This is a genomic window from Methanobrevibacter sp. V74 (assembly GCF_963082495.1).
Classification (GTDB): Archaea; Methanobacteriota; Methanobacteria; order Methanobacteriales; family Methanobacteriaceae; genus Methanocatella.
In genome coordinates this window covers 279,864-304,135 of the sequence record NZ_CAUJAN010000002.1, presented here as the reverse complement: position 1 = coordinate 304,135, position 24,272 = coordinate 279,864, and the positions used below count along the sequence as shown (strand labels likewise).

The following is a 24,272-nucleotide window of genomic DNA, read 5'->3' as shown; positions in this document are numbered from 1 at the left end:
ATTGTGAAAAAAAGACAGCAGAAGAAGATTCGCAGCTCACTATCTGTACTTTCAACATTTCCTGATTTTCTCAAAGAACACGAATCAATTATAAAAGAAAGTCTCATAGCTCTGTTAATTTGTGCTATAGGAGATTTAATCGCCGGTATTATACTTGGTAAAATGACTTTTTTCCTTGAAACATTTCCAGGACTTTTAGTAATAATTCCTGGAGCCATAGGCATGAGAGGAAATATTTTTGGTTCATTTGCTTCAAGATTATCAAGCAATCTTCACATCGGTATAATATCACCAAAATTTGAGTTTTCACAAGATTTAAATTATAATATATTCTCATCCTTTGTTTTAACATTAGTGCTGTCTTTATTTTTAGGTATTATAGCAAAAATATTGTGTGTTTTATTACATCAACCTTCAATGGATTTAATTGATTTTATATTGATTAGTATTGTTGCAGGCATAATTTCAAACTTGATTATGCTTCCAATTACTATGTTTGTTTCATTTAAAAGTTTTGAACATGGCTGGGATCCAGACAATATAACAAGTCCAATTATTGCAGCATTCGGCGATTTATTTACCCTTCCAGCTATAATTTTATCTGTATTTATTTTAAATTTTATTAGTTTTAATTTCATTGTTAAAGATGTTGTTCTTATTATGCTATTAATAACAATTGTTGTTAGTTTTATTCATTGCTATAAACTATCTTATGAAACTAATGCAATTTTAAAACAATCCACTCCTGTTTTGCTTTTGTGTTCATTTTTAGGAGGGGCAGCAGGAGGGATTTTAAACTCAGCGGTCGAAACATTATTAACTAATCCTAGCTTATTAACATTAGTTCCATTGTTTTCAGGGGAAAGTGGAAGTTTAATAAGTATTTTAGGAGCTAGATTATCTTCTGGTCTTCATTCAGGTTTAATTGAACCGTTAAGAAAACCGGAAGGGGAGTCTATTCATAATTTCATAATCAGTTTGATTTTAGCAGTTATTATCTTTCCGGTAATTGGTCTTTTAGCTGAAGCCTCTTCTTATGCTTTAGGTGTTGTAGGTGTTGGATTTGATAAACTGGTTGAAATATCAACATCATCTGGAGTTATTTTAGTAAGTATCATCATTCTCATTGTTTATTATGTGTCAGTTACATCTTACAATAATAATTTAGATCCTGATAATATTGTAATTCCAATTTCAACCAGCATAACCGATTCAATTTCTAGTTTAATATTGATTAGCATGTCTTTACTTTTTTTAGGGGTTTTAGTTTAATTTTAATACCATGCCCTTAAAACAAATTGACAGTCATTTGTTCTAAAGTAGTCATATTCTAAAAAGTCTTTATTGAAGTCTTTTGGAACAGAAACAAGCAATGCTCTAGGTTTTGCTTTATCTAGATGAATGAACACAACAGCACTTGTATCATCATAAAATTCTATTTTGTCATTTAAGTATATTGTGTCGATTATTGCTTTACTCCAATATTGTTCTTTAACAACCCTTGTTGAGCCAATAATATATGATAAATCATATTTTTCAGTGTTATCAATTAATAAGTAGTAATCTGAATTTTTAAGATTGCCTTTAAATACTTTAAAGTAATTACAGCTGTGTTTATCCTGATTGTGATGTTTGTTGCATTTTCCTTCATTTTGAAAATCTTTTAAAACATAACTTTTGTAAAAGTCGCATTTCACTAGTCTTGAAAGTAAAAAAACATCATCACTTTCGTCTAACTCCCCAATTTTTACACTTGAAACAGTACTCTCTTTTGGAATCAGTTCCATTGACGTGTGGATTTTGGAATTAAATAACTTGTCATATACTAACTTGTTATAATCATTTCCAAGAGCTATTAATTTTTGATAGCTAACACTATTTGGCACTATTTGGCCGTCAGTATTAACTATTGCAAGACCTGGGGTTCCTTTTCCATAATCATTCCAATTATCGGGCACTCCAGGATTATTAATTAAACTGTCAATAACTTCTGAAGTTAATTTCTCCATATTGTTTATTTCTTGAGCTTTAATAACCTTATCAAGAGAATTTTCAGCAGATGTTAAAATCACGCCAAAGATTAACAAAACCATTATTAAAATTATACTTATTTCAATAACTTTCATTTCCTCTCAACCCATACTTTTTTCTATGTGAGCTGTCTAAAATCAGACTGTCCCAATCATCAGGATCAATCTTTTTTCCATTATAGTGATCTGCAAAGACCACATGATCTGAACAGGATAATGATTCATTATTTAAAGGAGTATGTGTCTGAATAAATACTTCCATGCCATAATGGGGGCATTTGCCTTTACCTTCCAATCTGCATAAATAGCAGCTTCCATCAGCACTTTCATGAAAATATCCACTATCTAGGCAATCTTTCAATACACCGGGATCACCATGATGAACATAAGGATCATAAGGGCATTTTTTTATTATTAATGGTGCCGTTGCTTCAATATAGGATTCTGGAGAGTCAAAGTTATGCAGTAACATATAAGCAGATAGGGCAGTTTTATAATGTATTTTATTGTCATAAGCCATAATACCAGAAGCTATTGTAAGCTTTGCAACAGGCAACGGGTCTCTCAAACCTTCAATTGATGCATTTCTTTCAATAACATGTGAAAATGATTCACAGCTTTTTTTACCATTCAATTTTACTTTAAATAGCACATGCCATGGCGAATCTGTTGGTTCAACTGAAATTGTTTCAGATGATAAGTCAATATCATATTTATCTTTATATTCTTTGTTTTTTTCATCTAAATGTCTGTTTAAGTTCTTTTTAATTTGGTCTTCACTGTTCCATACAGGCAGTCCTTTGTATACTTTTTCGGTTGCTTCAGATATTGATTGACCTGCGAGCACTTCTAAATTCCTTGAATAGTCTTCAATAATATATTTAAAATTATCGTTGGCTTCAGAATTAATGTTTGAGTTTTGAATATAGTTTAATGAGCCAACAACAAAAACACAAATCAATATTAAAGATACAATCAGGATTGCCGTAGTGCCTGCAATAATATTGCCTTTTGAGTCGGGTTTCTTTCTTTTCATTTTTAAAAGTTTAGCTAGTAATTTATAAATTAATTTTTGAAGTGTGACTCTATGATTTTACACAATTATGTAATACTTATTTTAAAAATCCCAAAAAAATGTAATAAAAAAAATAGTTTTTTATATTATTGTGAATATACTATACATATTGAAAATTATAGGAGGATTTACATGTCCGATACTGTAAGAACATGGAGACATATACAACAAAGATACAATCTTATAGGTTCCAAATGTAACACCTGTGGTGAATTATTCTTCCCATCTCGTGTAGTTTGTCCTAATTGTAGAAGAAAAGGAGATCTTGAACCTTTCCAATTTTCAGGAAAAGGTAAAATATATACTTATTCTGTTATCAGATCAGCACCAGATGATTTTAAAAAGGCCGCACCATATGCTGTAGCTGTAATCGAACTTGAAGAAGGTGCAAAATTAACTTCACAACTTGTGGATTGTGACGTTGAAAGCTTAGAAATTGGTGACGATGTGGAAATGGTATTCAGAAGAATTAGAGAGGATGGAAAAGACGGAGTTATCTCTTATGGATACAAATTCAAGGTTATCAAATAATACTGCAGTTATTCTTGTAAGTCATGGAAGTACTTTGCCTTATGCCGAAAAGGTATTTGGAGAAATAAAAGAAAAGTTTATCAAAAAATCAGGTCTTGCAACTGAAATTGGATATATGAAAGTATCTGAACCTGCTATTGCAGGGGCTGTAGAAATTCTAAAAGATGAAGTAGATGATTTAAATAAAATCCTTGCGCTACCTGTATTTTTAGCTCCAGGAATTCACACTAATATTGACATTCCACAATTATTAGGTTTAGATCCTTTAGAAGAAGACCCAAGATGTCCTGATGGTAATTATCCGGATGAACATTATTTATCTATTGCAGACGATGTTGATTTTGACGGAGATATTGAGTTATTAGGTTCTATTGGGCCATGCGATGAACTTTTAGATATTATAGATAAAAGAATCAAAGAAGCATTAGCTGAATCTAAGCTAGATGACAGTGCAAAAACTGGTATTTTGCTTGTAACTCATGGGTCTAGATTAAATTATAATAAAGAATTTGCAACGGAATTATATAATAAATTTGAAAAAAATTGTGATGTTCCATCAAGTTTTGGATTTATGGAATTATGTGGTCCTAGCATTCCAGAATCTATCGATAAATTAGTCGATGAAAATGATTTGGAAAGATTAGTCGTTGTTCCAGTATTCATTGCTCCTGGAATGCACACCACTCATGATATTCCACATATCTTAGGCTTTTTAGATGACCATGAGCATGAGCATCATCATCACGACCATGGACACGGTCATGACCACACTCATGATTTAACTCCAGTGGACTTTGATGGTGAAATACTCTATCCGGAACCAATTAAGGCTGATGATATCTTAATTGACATTTTAATTGACATGGTAAATGAAAAATTATAAATTTTCCATATATTTTTTTGAAAAATTTTTTATTCAAGGTAACTTAAGTGAATTTAACTTTAAAATTAATTATTATTGACTAATAGGTGTTAAAATATGTCTGATAAGAAAACAGGAATATTACTTTTAAGTCATGGCTCAAGATTGGACGATGGCGAAGAAGTAATTAAATCGTATAAAGAAATGTATACAGAAGAATTTCCAGATATGCCAGTAGAATATGGATTTATGGAAATCAGAAAACCAGGTATTCCAGAAACTATTAAAAAATTAAGTGAAGAAAACGATTTAGATAAAATCGTTGTTGTACCGGTTTTTGTTGCACATGGACTACATACAAAAAGGGATATTCCGGGGTTGCTGGGTATTGAAAGTGATTTTGATGAAAGTGAAGTCTCTGGTGGTCATCATCATCACCATCATCACCACGATGACCATAATCATAATCACGGACATCATCATCACCACCATGACCATGATGATGAACCGGTTGAATTTGATGGTGAAATTGTATTAACCGATCCTCTTGGAATTGATTCAAGAATGTATGAAATTATAAAAGAGAGAGTTTCAGAACACTTATAGTTCTGAAATTTTTTTAATTATATTTATTTATTTTAAAATTTATACTAATATTCATGACTCTCAAAGTCTCTGATATTGGTGAAAAGGAATTGGTAAGATATATTATTGCCAATTCAAAATATATTACTCCCGATGACACAGCCATTACTGAATTTAGTTCTACAAATATAATTTCAACTTGTGACATGCTGATTCAGTCAAGACACTTCCCAAAAAACATGTCTTATTTTGACATGGGATTTAAGGCCGTCACAGTTAATGTAAGTGATCTTGCAGCCATGGGAGCAGAACCATTAGGTTTTTTACTTGCAATAGCTCTTCCAAAGGATTTAACAATTGACTCTTTTAAAGAAATAATTGACGGTGTCTTGAAAGCTTGTGAATATTATCATATTCCATTAATCGGCGGGGATACTAATGAAGCATCTGAAATTATCATAACTGGAACTGCCTTAGGCCTAACCGATAAGCCATTAATGAAGGATACTTACAATAAAGGTGATTTAATAGCCATCACAGGCAGCATAGGTCTTGCAGCTCTTGGTTTTGAATTAGATTCTTTAGATAATATTTACTCTAAAAAAGCTCTAAAGCCTAAAGCCAGAATTAATGAAGGTTTAGTTTTAAAGGATTTTGCCACATCTGCAACTGATATAACTGATGGGCTTGCAAGTGAATTATATGAGATAAAAAAAGATAATTTCGGATTCATGATTCATGAAGACATGTTGAATATCACCGAGGAGTTCAAATCACTGTCTTGCAATTTAAATTTAGATTACTTGGACTTAATTTTACACGTTGGTGAAGACTTTGAGCTATTGTTCACCATTTCAAAAGATAATTTAGAAAAATTACCAATTAATTGTTTGGTCATTGGTGAGGTAACTGATTCTGATGTTGTAGAACTTACTTTAGAAAACGGTTTTGTTGAAAGGATTAAAAATAAAGGCTATGAACATTATGTTAGTGAGTAGGGAATTGTACAAAAAGAGTTCTAAAACTCAAAAGATTCGATGTGAAATTTGTGCAAATTACTGTAAAATTGCTGAAGGTAATGTGGGAATATGCCGTCAATACAAAAATATTAATGGCGAGTTATTTGATGAGTCTTATGGTATTGTTTCATCACTTTCATCGGATCCTGTTGAAAAAAAGCCTTTAAACAAATTTTTACCTGGAACATTTACATATTCGATAGGTGGATTTGGTTGCAATATGGCCTGTCTGCACTGTCAGAACTATCTTATTTCACAAGAATATGATAAATTGTCCATGGGCATTGAAATAACACCAGAAGCGATTGTGGAAAATGCAATTAATTATAATTGCAAGTCAATTTCTTGGACCTATAATGAACCTACTATACACTTACCTTTTTCTAAAAAAACCTCTATTTTAGCAAAACATAAAGGTTTAAAAGTTATCTATGTAAGTAATGGATATTATTCAGCAAAATCCCTTGATGAGGTTTTGGGATTTGTTGATGCATTCAATATAGATCTGAAATCCATGTCTAAAAAGTTTTATAAAAAAATATGCAGTGCAGATTTAGATGTTGTCTTAGAGAATATAGAAAGAATATATCAAGATGGAAAACATTTGGAAATTACAAATCTTATTATTGATGGTTATAATGATTCCACCCAAGAGATTGAAAAATTATGTGATTTCATTGTAAATAATCTGGGTTCAGATGTTCCACTACATTTTTCAAGAGCTTTTCCTTATTATAAAATGTTAAATATTACTCCTACTAATCCTGACACATTGTTTAAAGCTCGTGAAATTGCATTTGATAAAGGAATCATGAATGTTTATTTAGGAAATATTTAATATTATTAATAAGGCACTTTCAAAAACTTGTTTGATTTAAATATTTGCAAGTTTTTTATTAAAAACTTTTTCTTAATATTTGGAGTTATTTTTATAATTTAAAGCTAATTAATCAGTTATTTTGAAAAATTTAAATGAATAGATTAATCGAAAAAATTAGTTATCACACAAGTTTTTGAAAGAGTCATTAATAATCATATAATTAAATACTTATATAAGCTATTATAAAAAATATATAAAGGTGTTAATAATGATAAAGAAAATAATAATATTTCTTGTAATATTCAGTTTAGCTGTCGGCATTGTTTCAGCTACAAATGATATAAATGATACCGTATCTAGCGCTGATGAAGATGTTGTCGCTGGTGTTGATGATGAACCTTTAAGTGCTAGTGTTGATGAGAATTATTCATTGTCCAATGCTGAGGATGAACCTTTAAGCACTAATGCTGAAAATAATAGTTCACCAGATACTTCAAATAAATTAGCAGTAAACATGGAAAATAATGCTCCTGTTTTATTAACAAATAAAAACACATTATCTTCTACAGGTGTGGATACTTCAAATACAGTTCAGAAAACAACATCTTGGACTAAAGTTACCATATTGAAATTTAAAATTAAAACTAAATGGTTTAAAAACAAATATAAGAAAAAGCTAAATAAAATATCAAAAAAAATGAAGAAAAAAATGAAGAAAAACCTGATAAAAATACTAAAAAAATATGCTAAAAAGGGATGGCATTATAATAATGTATTTTATAAGTACCGTATAGGAAGTTATAAGACCTCTTATAAATTTTATGTTTCACTTTACAGGATTCAGGTTTATAACTGGGTCACTGGTGAAAGTTATTATGAATAAATAACTTATAATCTCTTAGGATTTTTTTTAAATCCTAATCTTTTTTTTAATCTGCGAATGTGTTAAATTTACTTGTTTTAAATTTTAGTCATAATTTTTCAATTTTTGAGTTAATTTTCTTGCTTTAATTTCATACAATCTATATTATTCATAATTTTAAAAAATAGGGATTAAATTCTCTATTATACACGTTTAATGCTTGTTTTTTTAATTCAATATAAAATTTCAAATATAAAATAGAATATTTATATTTAAGGGCAATACTGTAAAATTAAAGTAAAAATAAGAAAAAATCACTAAATATTTCCATAAATTCTATTTTCTGATTATCATTATACTTTATTTAAATAATAGATTCCTGCTTTTATTTTGATTATATTTTAATAATCTTAATAATTATACTAGCTATTTTTAATTAAATTAATCCATAATCATAAGTCGAGTTAAATATTTATGTAGATTACAATAAAAAAAGTTAGTTTATTCTCCAAAACTAACTCTTTCAAATTTTTCCAATGTTTTAAGTGATTTGGTAGCATCTACTCCAATTTTAGTAGTTGTACCATCACTTTCAGCTACAGGATCAAGGGATGAACCACGTACATTAGGGACAACAATGATATCATGGTCACCTTTTACACGTGTAGCTATTGCATATTCAACATCTTCAGCATCAAATACATCAACATCAGCATCTACAACAGTGCAATGTTTAAGTGAAGGGTGAGCAGATAACGCTGCCATAATGGCATTTTTACCATCACCTTCAGTTTGTTTATTAATGGATACAACTGCATGTAACCAACAACATCCACCTTCAGTTAAAACAACATTTTCAACTGTTGGAACTGCATTTTTAACGGCTTTATATATTCTTGGCTCTTGCGGGAGACCTTGCAATAATTTATGTTCAAATCCGGCTGGAACAATAGCATGATAGCATGGATTTTCTTTTTTAATATGCATTTTGCTTAAATTAATTATTGGTTGGTCACGGATACTGTCATAAGTATCGGTTAAATCAACAAATGGTCCTTCAGCAATAGTTTCACTTACAGATATTTTACCTTCAAGGATAATGTCTGCTTGAGGAAGTTTTAAATCCCCACATTTGATTAATTCAAGCTCCCCATTTTTAAATGCATTTGCAACATCCATTTCATCATAATCAATAGGAATGGAAGTAGTACTTGCCAGTAAACTTGCAGGATCCATTCCAATAGCTATTGCAATATCTAAATCTTTTCCTACTTTTTGAGCATTTTGGAAGTAAGTATAAAGATTTCTTGGTACAATCCTAATGACTAATCTTTTATTGTCAAGCACCATCATGCGGTGGATTGAAGCATTTTGAATACCAGTTACAGGGTCACGTGCAAATACAACGCCGGCAGTAATGTACTCTCCGCCGTCACGTTTATAATGAGTTAAAATAGGTATTTTATCTAAATTAATATCTAAAGTATCATATTCGGAAAAATCAGTGAATTTATCCACTTTTATAGGTTTTTCCATTGCATCAATAATTTTTTCAGTAATTTCAGATACTTCACAATTAATAGATTCAGCTATTTTGTCACGAGTATTGCAGATTCCTGAAATAACCGGCATGTCAAATCCTTTAACATTTTTAATAATAACTGTGTCTTTAGGATATTCTCTTAGGACTTTAGAAATTTCATATTCGCTTGAAAGCTCTTCTGTAATTTCAATAATATTTTCATCTTCAATGTTCATATTATCACTAAAATGTAATTTTTTTATCTTTTAATTTATCTAATAAATCTACAATTTCCGGATTATCAATAGATAATATTTCACCAGCTAACACTCCAGCATTCTTACCGTTATTAATACCTACAGTTGCAACAGGAACTCCTGGCGGCATGTTAACGGTTGTTAGCATATAATTGTCTCCGTCTTCATTAGTACATGGAACACCAATTACCGGTCTTGCAGTAAGCCCTACGATTCCTCCGGTAACCTGTGATGAGTTAGAACTAATTCCAATGAAAATTTTAGCTTTTTTCATTGATTTAACATAATTGATGAATTTTCGAGTAGATCTGATTGGACAGACTACTTTGGTATCATGAGTAATTTTAAGTCTGTCTAATATTTTTGTAACGTTTTTAGCAGTTCCCAAATCAGTTTGCCTTCCAACAATGATTGCTACTTCTGCATCTTTGTTTTTACAGCAGCCGCCCTCATTTTCGTCGACTTCAGCTTTATTTATTTCAATATTTTTAATTCTTAGGAAGTCATTGTTGATATAAGGTCTGTCAATTGATTGAATAATCCTTTCATTGCTATCTATTACTTTTTTAGCATATTCCTTTCTTAAACTAATAACTTTTTGATGGACTTCTTCATCATGAAGACCAATAAATTGGGCTGCAAGTATTGCTGCATTGTCTCCTCTATCAATTCCAACAGTGGCAATTGGGGATGGATAAGGCATTTGAACAATTGATTCTAATGCATCTATACCATTTGTTTTAACATCTACTGGCACACCAATAACCGGTCTTGGTGTATAGGCAGCAATTGAACCTGGTAAGTGGGCGGCCAGTCCTGCAATTCCAATAAATACTTCAATTCCCGCATCAGTACCTTTCATTACAATTGACTGAACTAAATTGGGAGTCCTATGTGCTGATGCAATCTTTAAGCTGTATGATATTTCCAACTTGTCTAAAATATCCATGGCCTTTTCTGCAATAGCAATATCCGATCCACTTCCAAGAATAATCATTATTTTTGGTGTCATATAAAAATCCTCTCTTAAAAAAATTTGTTCAGTTTAAGGTATTGATTTTAATATATATTAAACTATCATTGAAAGATTAATTCTATTTCTCTGGGTATCTATTTCGATAACTTTCACATCAACAATATCTCCAACGCTGACGATATCAAGAGGATGTTTAACAAACTTATCAGCCACCAATTGTGAAATATGAACTAATCCATCTTGATGAACGCCAATATCAACAAATGCTCCAAAATCAACAATGTTTCTAACTGTTCCCTGCATTATCATTTCTTCTTCTAAATCATCAATCGACATTACATTTTTTCTCAAAATAGGTTTCGGCATTTCCTCACGGGGGTCACGGCCAGGTTTTTTAAGTTCGTGAATAATGTTTTTTAGGCTTTCAGCTCCAAGGCCCAGCTCTTTAGATAATTTATCAATGTCAATATTATCTAATTTTAGAGAATTGGTGCCAATGTCTGTTATTGAGTAATTCACCTTGTCTAATAATTTAAATGTGGCGTCATATGATTCGGGATGTATTGTGGTATTGTCGAGAGGATAGTTTGGATTGTCAATTTTAACAAAACCTGCACATTGTTCAAAAGTTTTCTTTCCAAGTTTTTCCACATTTAAAAGTTCTTTTCTGTTTTCAAAACTACCATGTTCTTCACGATATCTAATAATGTTTTTAGCTGTAGTGGCACCTATTCCTGATACATAATTTAATAAGCTTACAGAAGCAGTGTTAAGGTCAACTCCAACTTCATTCACCACCTTTTCGACAACACCAGTTAAAGATTCAGATAACACTTTTTGATTCATATCATGCTGATATTGGCCCACGCCAATTGATTTGGGGTCGATTTTAACAAGTTCAGCTAATGGGTCTTGAAGTCTTCTTGCAATTGAAACTGCACTTCTCTCACCTTCTGTAAAATCTGGAAATTCTTCATCTGCAAGTTTTGAAGCCGAATACACTGATGCACCAGCTTCATTAACAATAATGTATTCGACAGTTGTGTTTCTGATAATTTGAGCTACTATTTCTTCAGACTCTCTTGAAGCAGTTCCATTTCCAATAGCTATAACATTAATTTCATACTTTTCAATTAAGCTTCGAACAGTTTTAATTGATTCTTTAACTTTATTTTGTGGTGCGGTTGGATAAATTAAGCTAGTATCAAGCACCTTGCCTGTTTCATCAACAATTGCAAGTTTACAGCCTGTTTTAAAAGCAGGATCCCAACCAAGAATTGTTTTACCGACTAACGGACTTTCCATTAATAATTGATTAAGGTTTTTTGCAAATACCCTAATTGATTTTTCTTCAGCTTTCTCGGTTAAAAACTTTCTAATTTCTCTCTCGATAGTGGGTGAAATTAAACGTTTATAAGCATCACGAACTGATTCTTTAATAATTGGAGTAGTGTAGTTATTGTATTCGACTTTTTCAGGTATTTTTGAGATATTTTTCAACATATGTCTGTTTAAATATTTTATAATTTCATCGCTGCTGCAGGTAATTTTTGCCCTGATAATTCCTTCATTTTCCCCTCGGTTAATAGCCAGTATTCTATGTGGGGGTATTTTTTTAACAGCTTCCGAATAATCGTAATAAATATCATACTCTGTTGAAACTTCACAGTTCTTTGCCTTTGTTTCAATCTGGCCTGTGTAGAATGTATTTTGACGGATTTTTTTTCTGAATGTGGAATTGTCTGAAACGATTTCTGCAATAATGTCTTGTGCACCTTCAATAGCTTCTTCAGGAGTTTTCACTTCATTTGTGACATATTTTTTAGCTATTTTTTCAATACTTTCTTTGGCGTTTTGTTTTAGAATAATTTGTGCAAGGGGTTCTAAGCCTTTATCACGTGCTTTGGTTGCTTTTGTTTGTTTTTTACTTTTAAAAGGCCTGTAAATATCTTCAAGCTCAACTTGTGTTTCGGCTTTCATGATTTGAGTTTTCAAATCCTCATTTAGCTTACCTATTTCATCAATTCTTTTAATGATTTTTTCTTTTCTATTTTCTAGATTACGTAAATATTTAAGCCTTTCATCAAATTTTCTTAAAGTTTCATCGTTAAGTGAACCGGTAACATCTTTTCTATACCTTGCAATGAAGGGTATTGTGTTTCCTTCATCAATTAATTTGATTACTTTTTTAACCTGCCAATTATCTAAGTTTAATTCTTTTTGGAGTGTTTTAACAATCATTAAATTCAACCTAAAATTATCTTTTTTCTTTTTAATTCAATATTATTGATTATCAATTAATAATTTTTTGTTTAGTTTAATAATAACATTTATAACTATTTAAACTAAAAAAATATTAATGTAAAAATTAAAAATGGTGAATTTATATTGTCTTGGTTTTTAGTAATTATTGTATTTTTACTGGCTGGTTTAAAAACTGAAAAAGCTAATGAATATCAAAAAGTTTCAGTAATCATTCCCGCTTTTAATGAAGAGGATACTGTGGCTCAGGTTGTTGGGGTTGTTAAGAAAGTATCATTTGTTGATGAAATCATCGTTGTTAATGATGGATCTTCGGATAATACCGAAGCTGAAGCTATTAAAGCAGGTGCTCGTGTAATCTCTCATGAATTTAATAAAGGTAAAGGGGAGGCATTACACACAGGTTATAAAGAAGTTGAATGTGATATTATTGCATTTATTGATGCAGATATTTATAATTTAACTTCCAGTAAAGTAGAAGCAATGATTAAACCAATTTTAAGCGGTAAAACAGATATTACAAAAACCAAATTTTCACGTGCTAGTGGACGTGTAACTGAGCTTACAGCAAAACCGCTTTTAAACTTTTTCTTCCCGGAAATTTCATTTGAACAGCCGTTAAGCGGTCAGTTTGCAGCACGTAAAGAGATATTAAAAAAGATTAATTTCGAAAAAGATTATGGTGTGGATGTAGGTATTGTTATTGATGCTGATGTATTAGGTATTTCCATAACTGAAGTAGATATTGGTGCAATTGAGCATGACATGTCTTCACTTTCTGATTTGAATTTAATGGCTAATGAAGTTGTAAGAACAATTATAAACCGTGCTAATAAGTATGGTAGGGTTGTGATGATTGATGATATTGGATATTATATTAGAATGTCTATTGTCGGATTGTCATTGGTCATCCTAGGTTTATTCACCATATTTTTCGTAAAATTAGTTCCATTAACTGTGGGAATAATGATTTCGCTAATCGGTCTTATAATGGCAATTTATTATATTATTAAGGTTGTTATAAAATCAATTGTAATGTTTAAAAAGATTCCGCGAGGGAATTTATTGAGATCTTTTATTAAAATTCATTTTCCAATGATTATATCCATCATTGTTTTGCTTTTAATGATTTCGACATTTCTTGGTGCAGCACACTTTGAAAATGGAGTATTATCAATTGAGCCCAACTCAAGAAATTTAATAATCTATGCTGATGATACGCCAAATGACAATTCTATTTCTGTAAGGGGTCCCTATAAAATCGATGCAGCTATTGAAGGCGAATCTGACCAAATCAGAATGCCTGCTGATGCAATGATGACGCTTGGTATTAATATAAATGACACGATCTTCATATCTGGCGAACCATATATGATAAATGAAACAAGATATGGTGAATCAGATGTATTGAGATTGCCAAAAGAAGTTCAAAAAGATTTAGAACTTGAACCTAAGGATGTTATTCAAAACAGTCGTTTAAAAGAGATTTTTGAGGAGGCTACTGTTAGTCATAGTTATAGGCATAATGATTCTACCGCATTTAAGGAAAAATTCACTATATCTTCAAGAAATAAAAATGCGTCTGTTTATGAAGTATTCTTGGATAATGTGTCTGTTGCTAATTCAACAGGAATTTTTAAAAACGAATCTAGTTATGATATTTCTGTAAATGGCGAATTTTATACTTCCTTTGACTTTAAAGAGAATTCTAATAAAACATTTTCATATGAAGGGCATGACGTTTCAATATTCTTTAAGGATACAAATTCAACTTCTATAAAGCATTTTGTCAGCCAAAATTTCATTGACTTTAATTTATAAAAAATAAAATAAGCGTATCTGCAAACTATGCAGATATTATTTTTTGTCATAGGCTTTTACAGCCTCTTCAACATCATCATAAAGACCAAGAGCTGCAAGAGCGCCAACTTTTCCTTGTTCGCCTGTAACTGCAATTAATGGAATATTTAATTCTTCTGCAACATTTTCTGCAGTTTCAATATCCATCATTCCGGATTTTGTAGCGATAGAATATTTTCTTAATTTTTCAGGAATATCTAAACCTTCTAAGATGGCTATTGCGGTTTTATCAGATAAAGTATCTCTTTTAAGGATTTCAATAATTCTATCAATTAATTCTTGTTTTTTTAATGATTCGACAGCAAAACTAAGAGCAATTGATACGCAATTTTGAGTTTTATGGGGGTTATGAGGATATAATTGAACGATAATATGATCTAAGTATTCAAATCCTTCATTTGCAAGTTCAACCCCTAAATTATGAGCCATTGTCCAAGTAGCACCTGCATCTTTGGTATCGGTATCATCGATACCAATAACTACCTTTTCAAGTTTAGGTGTTACAACAGTCGCTCTTCCAACTTTTGAGCCTCCACCAACTTCAAGAAGCTCAATATATTTAACACCTTCACCCATTCCCCTACACATTCCAGCTCCAACACCTGCTCCTGCAAGACCGGCATGTGTAATTTTGACTTCATCTCCATCAATAACAATCTCATCAATTCCAGCAGCATTAAAGCTAGCTTTCAAATCAAGCGGAGCACAGCCGGCATGGCATTTGTAAACATGCTTGTTTCCATCACGATAGGTTGAGTCAATTAACTTGGAATTATTTTTATATTGATGTAATAACCAATGTGACCCTGAAATACATGGATGGTACTCTATGAGTTCTACTTTATCTCCATCTACCATAGTCAATACTTTTTTGTATGGTGCAATCCATGGGTCATTGAATTTCTCTTTTAATTCCTTAGGTTTTAATATTTCCATTTAATCACTAGATTTCTTTTAATCTGTCGCACATTTTAATAGCTGCTTCAACAGCGCTTTTCGCGTTTTTAACACGTCTGTGAGCATCCATTCTAGTCATACCGGGACCGGTAATACCAAGTGCTACTGGAGTATCATATTCTAAAGCCAAATCCGCTATTTTACGGGAAGCATGCTGTGCTACTATTTGATCATGGTCAGTTGCACCTTCAATCACGGCACCAAGAGTGATAATTGCATCGTATTCATCTTTTTGTAATAATTTTTTAATTACAAGAGGCATATCAAATACGCCTGGAACTGCAATTACTTTAGTAATTTCACAGTCTCTGTTTTTCGCTTCCGCTTTTGCAAGTTCTAACATCATTTGTGTAATATCATAATTAAATTCCGCAACTACTGCTGCGATTTCATATTTTACCATATTTATCAATCCTTTATTTTATGCAAATATAATGAGTAAAAATCCTGCCACCCCACTTATTACCATAATAAATATGATAAAAAGTGCTGCAAATTGTATTTTAGTTAATTTTTTGAAATTCATATTTTCTTTTCTCCTTCATAAATTATTTTTAACTTCAAAAGCTATTTCAGTGGTGGTAGCCAAACCACCCAAATCACCAGTTAAAGTATTTGCATCCTTTAGTACTTTTAATATTGCAGCTTCAAATTTATTCGCCGATTCATTTTCGCCTAAATATCTAAGCATCATGATGGCTGAAAGCATCATAGCTATTGGATTGGCTATGTTTTTGCCTGCAATATCCGGTGCCGAACCATGAACAGGTTCAAATAATGCGCCATCTTCACCAATATTTGCTGATGGAATCAAACCAAGTCCTCCAACAAGACCGGCTCCTTCATCAGATAAAATATCTCCAAAAAGATTGGTGGTTACAATAACTTCAAAACTTTCTGGTTGGGTGATAAGATACATTGCAGTTGCATCCACGTAAAAGTCCTCGGTTGCAATATCAGGATAGTCTTTTGCAACTTCATAGAAAACTTTTTTAAACAATCCATCAGTTTTTTTCAATACATTAGCTTTATGAACAGCCGTAACCTTTGTTTTATTATTGTTTTTAGCATATTCAAATGCATATTCAATAATACGTTTTTCAGCTTTTTTCGTGATAATGCGTCTCGCAATCGCTCCATCGTCAGTATAGGACTCTTCATCAGCAATATATACTCCTTCAGTATTTTCACGCACAATCATAAAGTCAATATCCTCAAATAATGAGTTAGTATTGGGATAAGATTTAACCGGCCTTAAATTAGCAAACAGTTTCATTTCTTGGCGTATTTTAACAATAACGTCTGCTGCAGTTTCACCGGCAGCGCCAAATAAACAAGCATCAGCATCCCTAATCAAATCTAAAGTTTCACTAGGCAGTGCTGTTCCAGTCTTTTCGAGGCATTCATCTCCTGCGTCACCATAAACATATTTAAAATCAATATCCAATCCGTTTAACACATCCAATGTTGCTTCCATTACCTCTTTTCCGATTCCATCTCCTGGAATTACTGCAATTTTATAACTGTTTGTTTTTGAGGTACTCAATTAAACCACCTTGATTTAGTATTTCTAACATGAATGGAGGTAATTTTTTAAATTCAATGATTTTTCCATTCTGGGATGTGATTGTAGCATTTTCCATATCCACGATAATTTCCTCTTCATTTTCAATAGCTTCACTAATTCCCGGAGCCTCTAAAAGAGGAACTCCAACATTTGTAGCATTTCTGTAAAATATTCTTGCAAAAGACTCGGCTATTACAGCAGCCACTCCAACTCCTTTAAGGGCTATTGGAGCATGTTCACGTGATGAACCACATCCAAAATTCTTACCTGCAACGATAAAGTCACCTTTTGAACATTTTTTATCAAAATTCGAATCCAAACCTTCCATACAATGTTTGGCTAGGATTTTTTCATCTGTATAAATTAGATATCTCCCAGGAACAATTATGTCAGTATCTATGTCGTTTCCAAATTTCCAAGCTTTTCCTTTCACAATCTCACTCCGGTGCTACAATTTTTCCTTCAATAGCAGAAGCGGCAGCAACCGCTGCTGAAGACAGGTAAACTTCTCCTTCAGGTGAACCCTGTCTTCCTTTAAAGTTTCTGTTGGATGTAGAGAGACTTACCTCGCCAGGTCCAATTATTCCAGTGTGCCCTCCAAGACACGGACCACAACAAGGAGCAGATACAAGAGCTCCAGATTCAACAAATATTTTAAGCAATCCTTCATCTAATGCTTTAGTATAGACTTCTTTTGATGCTGGAATAACTAACATTCTAGTTCCGTTAGCTATTCTGTTTCCCTTTAGGATTTTTGCAGCATCTCTTAAATCGCTAAGTCTACCGTTAGTGCATGAACCTAAAAATACTTGGTCGATTTCTATGTCAACCTCACTGATCGGTTTTACATTATCAACATTGTGAGGACAAGCAATTTGAGGTTCTAAATCATTAACATCAATATCAATTATATTAAGAGATGGGGAGTCTGAATCAGTTTTAAATACTTTATATGGTTTATTGGAACGTTTTTCAACATAATCAATGCTTTTTTTATCAGGTTCTACTAAACCGGTTTTCCCACCCATTTCAATAGCCATGTTACATAAAACCATTCTATCTGAAATGCTCATATTTGAGATTGTTTCACCAGCAAATTCGCATGCTTTATAAGTAGATCCATCGGCGCCCATTTTGCTGATAATATGTAAGATGACATCTTTAGCATAAACATTGTCTTTCAATTCGCCGGTAATGTTAAACCTATTAGTTTCAGGAACTTTAAACCATAAATTGCCTTCAGCAAACACCATCGCCATATCAGTCGAACCAATGCCTGTTGCAAATGCGCCTAAAGCACCATGGGTACATGTATGCGAATCAGCACCTACAATGACTTCTCCGGGCACGACATGGCCAAGTTCAGGCAGTATTTGATGACAAACTCCTGCATTAACATCATAAAAATGTTCAATGTTGTGTTTTTTTACAAAGTCTCTCATTAAAATATGGTTATTAGCAGAATCTATGGAATCGGCTGGGACTTGATGATCAAAAGGTATAACAATTTTTGATGAATCCCATACTTTTTTAACTCCAATTTTTTCAAATGATTGAACAGAAAGAGGGCCAGTTAAATCGTGGGTCATTGCAACATCAATATTTGCTATAATTATATCTCCAGCTTCCACGTTTTCTTTTTTAGAAGCTCTAGCTAATATTTTTTCAGACATAGTTGGCATATATCAAACCTCTTAATAATGGTAGATGTATTTGTTTAACAAGATATATAAATTCTTTTTAATGTTTGCAGGTTTTGCCAATTTAGTTGAGATTTTATTTTTTTCATCAGGTTATTTTTTCAGTGGTGGATTTTATTGAATGCCATTTGATGTTATGTGTTGAATTATTGAAAATTGAATCTATTATTTTTTTAAAGCTTTTACAGAATCATGAAATTTATTCGCTGATGGATGACATAAATGAAAATTGGACAATACCAACCCCATATAGAAAATTAAATAACTAATGCGGCACCAGAAGTACATAAAAAGAAATTCCAATCCATGATAGGCATATTTATCAACGCACTACTTCATTAACTCCTGATATTGAAAAAAGTAATCGGGAGCCAACATATTTACAGTCTCCAAAGTGACAGATTGTTTATATATAATGTTTAACAATATATTACTTATGAGCAACTCATTTTTTAAAAGATTTAAAAAAGAAGAAAAACCTCATATAATTGAGGAAGAACTTCCTGTTTGGGAAGATAGGATTTTTTGGGTTTTAACATTACAAAAAATAGCATATCCTGTTTTAGATAACTTATCTAAAGGCACACTTAGAAAAAACATGCCTTATGAATCAAATGATATGGAAGGACAAAAATTTACATATCTTGAAGCGTTTGCCCGTGTATTTAATGGGATTGCACCGTGGTTAGAATTGGGTGTTGACAATTCTGATGAGGGAAAAACACGTGAAAAATACATTAAATTAGCATTAAAATCGATTTCAAATGCTGTTAATCCAAATAGTGATGATTATATTTTTGTCGTAGAACCTAAACAATCTTTAGTTGAGGTTGCTTTATTTGCTCAAGGTTTGCTTAGAGCTAAAAATCAAATTTGGCTTAATTTACCAATGGATATTCAAGCAAGAATTATCCGTGAACTTAAAAATACTAGGATTTTAGCACCTTATGAGAATTATTGGCTATTATATACATCAATGATTGAAGCAGCACTTTTGGAATTCACAGGTGAATGCGATAAAGAAAGATTGGTCTATGCTATTTCTAAATTTAGAGACGATTTCTATCTTGGAGATGCCCTATACTCTGAAGGTAAAGAATTTGAGGTAAATTATCTAAATAGTTTAGTTATTCATCCAATGCTTAATGATATTTTAACTGTTATGAGAAAATACGGTCTTCAGGAAGGTGAACTTTTAGATGTTCAATTAATGAGGTCTTCTAGATTAGCTTCACAATTAGAAAGAATGATTTCTCCTGAAGGAACTTATCCAATTGTTGGAAAGTCCCTGGCTTATCGCTGCGGTGTTTTTCACTTACTTTCACAGGCGGCATTATTAAAAATATTGCCAAGAAACATCACGCCCGGACAAGTTAGAAGTGGACTTACAAAAGTATTGCAAAAACAATTTTCAGGCAATCAAAATTTTAACTCTAATGGATGGTTAATTTGTGGATTTAATGGTTCACAACTTGAATTTTGTGAAAATAATATAGGAACTGGCAGTATTTATCTATGTTGTACAGTATTCTTGCCTTTAGGTTTGAATGCTGATGATGTATTTTGGAGCGCACCTTATGAAGAATGGAGTAGTCTAAAAGCATGGAGTGGCCATCAAATAGAAACCGACCAACCAATTAATTTTTGATTTCAGTTCCAATTTGGAACTTTTTTTTTGCACTATTTAAATTTCATATAAGTTTCCATAATTAAATAATTTAATTTCATCCGGAACTTCTTTAATTATATTTTTAGTATCGAATATTATTGTTTCAGACATGTTTTTTGAAATTAAACCATAATCGAGGTTTTTAAACTCATCATGATCACATAAAATCAAAATCAAATCAGCATCTTTTGTAGCCTCCTTTAGATTTTGAAAATTAGGATTTCCAATATGTGGGTCATGAATGGCTATTTCATAATCTTTACTTAAATCAGCAATTATTTCATAAGCCGGGCTTTCCCTGTCATCTCCAGTATTTCCCTTATAAGAAACACCCAGAACAGCTATTTTGCCTTCTGAAATAATTTTCCTAACATTGTCACATACGAATGTGGGCATGGATTTATTGGTGTCGCGTGCCAATTTGATAATTTTAGCGGTTTTTGGGGCTTTTGCATAAATAAAGTAAGGATCAATTGCAAGGCAATGTCCTCCAACACCGGGACCTGGTGAGTGCAGGTTTACTCTTGGATGTTTGTTGGCCATTTCAATAACGTCAAGTGTATTAACACCAATTTCAGCACAAATTTTAGTTAATTCATTTGCAAGTGCAATGTTCACATCACGAAAAGTGTTTTCCATACATTTTGATAATTCAGCAGTTTTTGCTTCTGTAAGCATTAACTCTCCTTCAACAAACTTGCCATAAACTTCACTAGCTTTAATGGCGCATTCAGGAGTTACTCCACCAATAATCCTGTCATTGTGGATCAGTTCATCAATTATTTTGCCGGGAAGCACTCTTTCAGGACAATGTGCCAAATACAGGTCTTTGCCTATTGTAAATCCGGCCTTTTCAAATATTGGTTTAATGGTTTCATCTGTTGACATCGGAGCAATTGTAGATTCGATAATAACAGTATTTCCCTGTTCAAGATAAGGTAAAATAGATTCGCATGCATTAATAACATAACTTAAATCGCAGCTGTAATTTTCAGCAATGTATGGTGTTGGAACAGTTATGATAAATGCATCCGCTTTTTGAGGAGTTAAACTGGCAGCATATATTTTTCTCTCAACTGCTTTTTTGATAATGTCGGCTATTCCCGGTTCTTCTATATGAATTATTCCTTTATTCAAGTTTTCAATAATTTTTTCATTAACATCAACCCCAAGGACTTCACAATGGTTACGGCTGAATAATGCCGCTGTTGGAAGTCCGATATAGCCTTGGCCAACAATACATATTTTCATGATTTCAACTCCCCTTCTATAAATATAAAGTATAATATATATTTTAATATATTAAAAGTTTTAAGTGATACAATGAAAATTTTAATTACGGGTTCTAATGGAATGTTGGGGCATGATTTGGCTGAAGTTTTAGGTGATAGTCATGAATTAATTCTTACAACATCAAAAACATTAGACATCACTGATGAAAAACAAGTCATGGATGCTATTTGTGAAAATAATCCGGATATTGTTATTAATTCAGCTGCTTATACAAATGTTGATGGTTGTGAGGAAAACCGAGAGCTTGCATATAGTGTAAATAGCGATGGAGTTAAAAATTTAGCTCTTGCTTGCCGAAAAATTGACTGTGCTTTAGTTCATATTAGTACTGATTATATTTTCAATGGTAAGAATACCCGTCCATGGGTTGAATGCGATGAAATATGTCCATTAAGTGTTTATGGAAAAAGCAAACTCAAAGGGGAGGAAGCTATTCAAAAAATATTGGATAAATATTTTATTTTAAGAACCGCATGGCTCTATGGAATCAACGGCAGGAATTTTCCAAAGACAATCCTTGAGTTAGCTAAAAAGCATTCTGAAATCTGGGTTGTTTATGATGAGGTTGGAACTCCAACTTATGCTCTGGATTTGGCTAGAGCAATATCTCAATTAATCGAAACTGGTTATTATGGTATTTACCATTTAACTAATTCTGGAAGCTGTTCATGGTGTGAATTTGCAAGGTATATCTTTGAAATAGCTGAAATTGATGTTGATGTTATTCCGGTTACTGCATCTGAGTATGCAAGACCAGCCCCAAGGCCAAGTTATTCTGTTTTAGAAAATAGAAATTGGGTAGAAAAGGGATTTGAACCTTTAAGAGATTATAAAGAAGCTATAAAAGAATATATTGAGTTGATTAAATGAATAAGAAACTAGTTTTAATCATTGCATTGGTAATTGCTTTATTTTCCATTTCAGCTGTAAGTGCAGGATTTTTTGACTTTTTAAACTTTGGAAGTGATGATTCAGGTGATGTTAGCGTAGTTGAAGGTGGGGAATATTGTACAGTTGATGAGGTTTCATCATACATTAAAGAGTTTCACAAGCTCCCTGGCAATTACATTACAAAAAGCGAAGCTAGGGAGTTGGGTTGGCATGGTGGACCGCTTAAAAAATACGCGCCTGGAAAAAGCATAGGTGGAGACACGTTTACCAACAGACAACATGTATTGCCAGACAGCGACTCTAAATACATTGAATGTGATATTGATGCCAATGGAACCATTCGCGGTGCTAAAAGAATAGTTTATAATACTGGAGATTATAAAGTCTATTATACTGAGAACCATTATAATACATTTGAAGAGGTCTAAAATGCAATTGGATGGCAAACTAATTAATCGACAGGGACATGTTTACTTGATGGAAGCGCTAAATTTTCCAGATTATTATGGTAAAAATTTAGATGCTTTATATGATTGTTTATGTGAGATAGATGGTGAAATTGAATTAATTAATGCTAGTGAAGTTGATAAAGATATTTTAGACACTTTTGAAGATGCAGCTAGTGAAAATGATTATTTAAAATTTAAAATAATATAGGTGATTATTATGAAAGGAATTGTACTTGCAGGGGGCTCCGGAACTCGATTATATCCTATTACTAAAGCGGTTTCTAAGCAATTATTGCCACTATATGATAAACCAATGATTTATTATCCAATTTCAGTTTTAATGCTTTCAGGAATTAAAGATATTCTAATTATTTCAACTCCTAGAGACTTGCCAATGTATAAGGACTTGTTGGGCGATGGATCTTCTCTTGGAATTAACTTCGAGTATGCGGTTCAAGAAAACCCTAATGGGCTTGCCGAAGCATTCGTTATTGGTGAGGACTTCATTGGTGATGACAATGTTGCGCTTATTTTAGGAGATAATATATTTCATGGCCATAGATTCACTGAAATACTTGAAAGGGCGACCAATATTGGAGAAGGAGCAATAATATTTGGTTATTATACTAATAATCCAGAAGCTTTTGGTGTCGTTGAATTTGATGATGAGTGGAATGTGCTGTCAATTGAAGAAAAACCAGAAAAACCGAAATCGAATTACATAGTGCCCGGACTATATTTTTATGATAATGATGTTATTGATATAGCTAAAAATGTTAAACCTTCTGATAGGGGTGAAGTTGAAATTACATCTGTTAATGAAGAGTATTTAAAACGTGGCAAGCTTAAAGTGGAATTATTGGGTCGGGGCATGGCTTGGCTGGATACGGGAACTCATGAAGGATTGCTTGAAGCGGCAAATTTCATTGAAACTGTTCAAAAAAGGCAAAGTCTGTATATTGCATGTCTTGAAGAAATTGCATACCTCAAGGGTTATATTGATGAAAAGCAGCTATTAAAAACAGCTAATGAGCTTAAAAAGACAGATTATGGGCAATACTTATTTGATTTGGCTGACAGATGAT

Annotated in this window: 24 protein-coding genes; 13 read left to right on the top strand and 11 right to left on the bottom strand. The window is 32.2% G+C overall.

What is annotated here, in order from left to right; translation table 11 throughout:
- Positions 1–3 precede the first annotated feature (3 nt).
- A complete protein-coding gene (locus Q9969_RS04140) occupies positions 4–1,272 on the top strand; it encodes a magnesium transporter (protein ID WP_305554759.1) in 1,269 nt (422 codons plus the stop codon).
- 2 nt (positions 1,273–1,274) lie between these two features.
- Here Q9969_RS04140 and Q9969_RS04135 read toward each other — a convergent pair whose 3' ends face one another.
- Both Q9969_RS04135 and Q9969_RS04130 read right to left on the bottom strand, forming a co-directional pair.
- Complete coding sequence (locus Q9969_RS04135) at positions 1,275–2,126, bottom strand: hypothetical protein (protein ID WP_305554757.1); 852 nt, start codon at positions 2,124–2,126, stop codon at positions 1,275–1,277.
- Entirely contained in the window at positions 2,113–3,066 is a 954-nt protein-coding gene (locus tag Q9969_RS04130) for a hypothetical protein (protein WP_305554754.1), read from the bottom strand. Before Q9969_RS04130 ends, Q9969_RS04135 begins: the two co-directional genes overlap by 14 nt.
- A 171-nt stretch (positions 3,067–3,237) precedes the next feature.
- Here Q9969_RS04130 and Q9969_RS04125 point away from each other — a divergent pair, with 171 nt between their 5' ends.
- The 6 genes from Q9969_RS04125 to Q9969_RS04100 all read left to right on the top strand — a co-directional run bounded on the left by Q9969_RS04125 (position 3,238) and on the right by Q9969_RS04100 (position 7,805).
- Positions 3,238–3,636, top strand: a complete 399-nt coding sequence (locus Q9969_RS04125; protein WP_305514283.1) for a Zn-ribbon domain-containing OB-fold protein — start codon at positions 3,238–3,240, stop codon at positions 3,634–3,636.
- Positions 3,584–4,519 carry a sirohydrochlorin nickelochelatase gene (cfbA, locus tag Q9969_RS04120; RefSeq protein WP_305554752.1) on the top strand — a complete coding sequence of 312 codons (936 nt, stop codon included), beginning with the start codon at positions 3,584–3,586 and terminating at the stop codon, positions 4,517–4,519. The genes Q9969_RS04125 and cfbA (Q9969_RS04120) overlap by 53 nt, the downstream gene beginning before the upstream one ends.
- 96 nt (positions 4,520–4,615) lie before the next feature.
- Positions 4,616–5,104: a sirohydrochlorin nickelochelatase gene (gene cfbA, locus Q9969_RS04115; protein ID WP_305514279.1), complete on the top strand. Its 489-nt coding sequence runs from the start codon at positions 4,616–4,618 to the stop codon at positions 5,102–5,104.
- Positions 5,105–5,157: 53 nt separating this feature from the next.
- Positions 5,158–6,081 carry a thiamine-phosphate kinase gene (thiL, locus tag Q9969_RS04110; protein ID WP_305554749.1) on the top strand — a complete coding sequence of 308 codons (924 nt, stop codon included), beginning with the start codon at positions 5,158–5,160 and terminating at the stop codon, positions 6,079–6,081.
- Positions 6,068–6,940 carry an AmmeMemoRadiSam system radical SAM enzyme gene (gene amrS, locus Q9969_RS04105; RefSeq protein ID WP_305514275.1) on the top strand — a complete coding sequence of 291 codons (873 nt, stop codon included), beginning with the start codon at positions 6,068–6,070 and terminating at the stop codon, positions 6,938–6,940. The genes thiL and amrS overlap by 14 nt, the downstream gene beginning before the upstream one ends.
- Positions 6,941–7,190: 250 nt before the next feature.
- Positions 7,191–7,805 carry a hypothetical protein gene (locus Q9969_RS04100; RefSeq protein ID WP_305554743.1) on the top strand — a complete coding sequence of 205 codons (615 nt, stop codon included), beginning with the start codon at positions 7,191–7,193 and terminating at the stop codon, positions 7,803–7,805.
- 480 nt (positions 7,806–8,285) lie between these two features.
- Here the strand turns inward: Q9969_RS04100 and Q9969_RS04095 are convergent, their stop codons facing one another.
- From Q9969_RS04095 to Q9969_RS04085, 3 genes are read right to left on the bottom strand one after another with little or no spacing between them, the layout of a single operon-like run.
- Positions 8,286–9,542 carry a UbiD family decarboxylase gene (locus Q9969_RS04095; protein ID WP_305554740.1) on the bottom strand — a complete coding sequence of 419 codons (1,257 nt, stop codon included), beginning with the start codon at positions 9,540–9,542 and terminating at the stop codon, positions 8,286–8,288.
- A 7-nt stretch (positions 9,543–9,549) separates the two neighbouring features.
- Positions 9,550–10,575 (bottom strand): 5-(carboxyamino)imidazole ribonucleotide mutase, encoded by a 1,026-nt coding sequence (gene purE / locus Q9969_RS04090; protein WP_305514269.1) that lies wholly within the window; start codon positions 10,573–10,575, stop codon positions 9,550–9,552.
- 57 nt (positions 10,576–10,632) lie between these two features.
- Positions 10,633–12,780 (bottom strand): Tex family protein, encoded by a 2,148-nt coding sequence (locus Q9969_RS04085; protein ID WP_305514267.1) that lies wholly within the window; start codon positions 12,778–12,780, stop codon positions 10,633–10,635.
- Positions 12,781–12,927: 147 nt separating this feature from the next.
- Between Q9969_RS04085 and Q9969_RS04080 the strand changes: the two genes are divergently transcribed.
- A complete protein-coding gene (locus Q9969_RS04080) occupies positions 12,928–14,622 on the top strand; it encodes a glycosyltransferase (RefSeq protein ID WP_305554737.1) in 1,695 nt (564 codons plus the stop codon).
- Between the two features lie 36 nt (positions 14,623–14,658).
- On the opposite strand, the gene mmp11 is transcribed toward Q9969_RS04080, so the two are convergent.
- The 5 genes from mmp11 to hacA all read right to left on the bottom strand — a co-directional run bounded on the left by mmp11 (position 14,659) and on the right by hacA (position 18,867).
- Positions 14,659–15,597 (bottom strand): methanogenesis marker protein 11, encoded by a 939-nt coding sequence (gene mmp11 / locus Q9969_RS04075; protein ID WP_305554734.1) that lies wholly within the window; start codon positions 15,595–15,597, stop codon positions 14,659–14,661.
- Between the two features lie 7 nt (positions 15,598–15,604).
- A complete protein-coding gene (ribH, locus tag Q9969_RS04070) occupies positions 15,605–16,021 on the bottom strand; it encodes a 6,7-dimethyl-8-ribityllumazine synthase (RefSeq protein ID WP_305514262.1) in 417 nt (138 codons plus the stop codon).
- A 138-nt stretch (positions 16,022–16,159) separates the two neighbouring features.
- Positions 16,160–17,164: an isocitrate/isopropylmalate family dehydrogenase gene (locus Q9969_RS04065; protein WP_305554731.1), complete on the bottom strand. Its 1,005-nt coding sequence runs from the start codon at positions 17,162–17,164 to the stop codon at positions 16,160–16,162.
- A complete protein-coding gene (locus tag Q9969_RS04060; RefSeq protein WP_305554728.1) occupies positions 17,136–17,618 on the bottom strand; it encodes a 3-isopropylmalate dehydratase small subunit in 483 nt (160 codons plus the stop codon). The genes Q9969_RS04065 and Q9969_RS04060 overlap by 29 nt, the downstream gene beginning before the upstream one ends.
- Before the next feature lie 4 nt (positions 17,619–17,622).
- Positions 17,623–18,867 carry a homoaconitase large subunit gene (gene hacA / locus Q9969_RS04055; RefSeq protein WP_305554723.1) on the bottom strand — a complete coding sequence of 415 codons (1,245 nt, stop codon included), beginning with the start codon at positions 18,865–18,867 and terminating at the stop codon, positions 17,623–17,625.
- A gap of 433 nt (positions 18,868–19,300) precedes the next feature.
- Between hacA and Q9969_RS04050 the strand changes: the two genes are divergently transcribed.
- Positions 19,301–20,533, top strand: coding sequence for a DUF2264 domain-containing protein (locus Q9969_RS04050; protein ID WP_305554720.1), 1,233 nt, complete (start codon positions 19,301–19,303; stop codon positions 20,531–20,533).
- Between the two features lie 36 nt (positions 20,534–20,569).
- On the opposite strand, the gene Q9969_RS04045 is transcribed toward Q9969_RS04050, so the two are convergent.
- Positions 20,570–21,805 (bottom strand): nucleotide sugar dehydrogenase, encoded by a 1,236-nt coding sequence (locus Q9969_RS04045; RefSeq protein WP_305554717.1) that lies wholly within the window; start codon positions 21,803–21,805, stop codon positions 20,570–20,572.
- Positions 21,806–21,877: 72 nt separating this feature from the next.
- Between Q9969_RS04045 and rfbD the strand changes: the two genes are divergently transcribed.
- From rfbD to rfbA, 4 genes are read left to right on the top strand one after another with little or no spacing between them, the layout of a single operon-like run.
- Positions 21,878–22,717 (top strand): dTDP-4-dehydrorhamnose reductase, encoded by an 840-nt coding sequence (rfbD, locus tag Q9969_RS04040; RefSeq protein WP_305514250.1) that lies wholly within the window; start codon positions 21,878–21,880, stop codon positions 22,715–22,717.
- Positions 22,714–23,166, top strand: a complete 453-nt coding sequence (locus tag Q9969_RS04035) for a ribonuclease domain-containing protein (RefSeq protein ID WP_305514248.1) — start codon at positions 22,714–22,716, stop codon at positions 23,164–23,166. The genes rfbD and Q9969_RS04035 overlap by 4 nt, the downstream gene beginning before the upstream one ends.
- 1 nt (position 23,167) lies before the next feature.
- Positions 23,168–23,395, top strand: a complete 228-nt coding sequence (locus tag Q9969_RS04030; RefSeq protein ID WP_305514246.1) for a barstar family protein — start codon at positions 23,168–23,170, stop codon at positions 23,393–23,395.
- Between the two features lie 9 nt (positions 23,396–23,404).
- On the top strand, positions 23,405–24,271 hold the full coding sequence (gene rfbA / locus Q9969_RS04025; RefSeq protein WP_305554714.1) for a glucose-1-phosphate thymidylyltransferase RfbA: 867 nt from the start codon (positions 23,405–23,407) through the stop codon (positions 24,269–24,271).
- The last annotated feature ends 1 nt before the right edge of the window (position 24,272 follow it).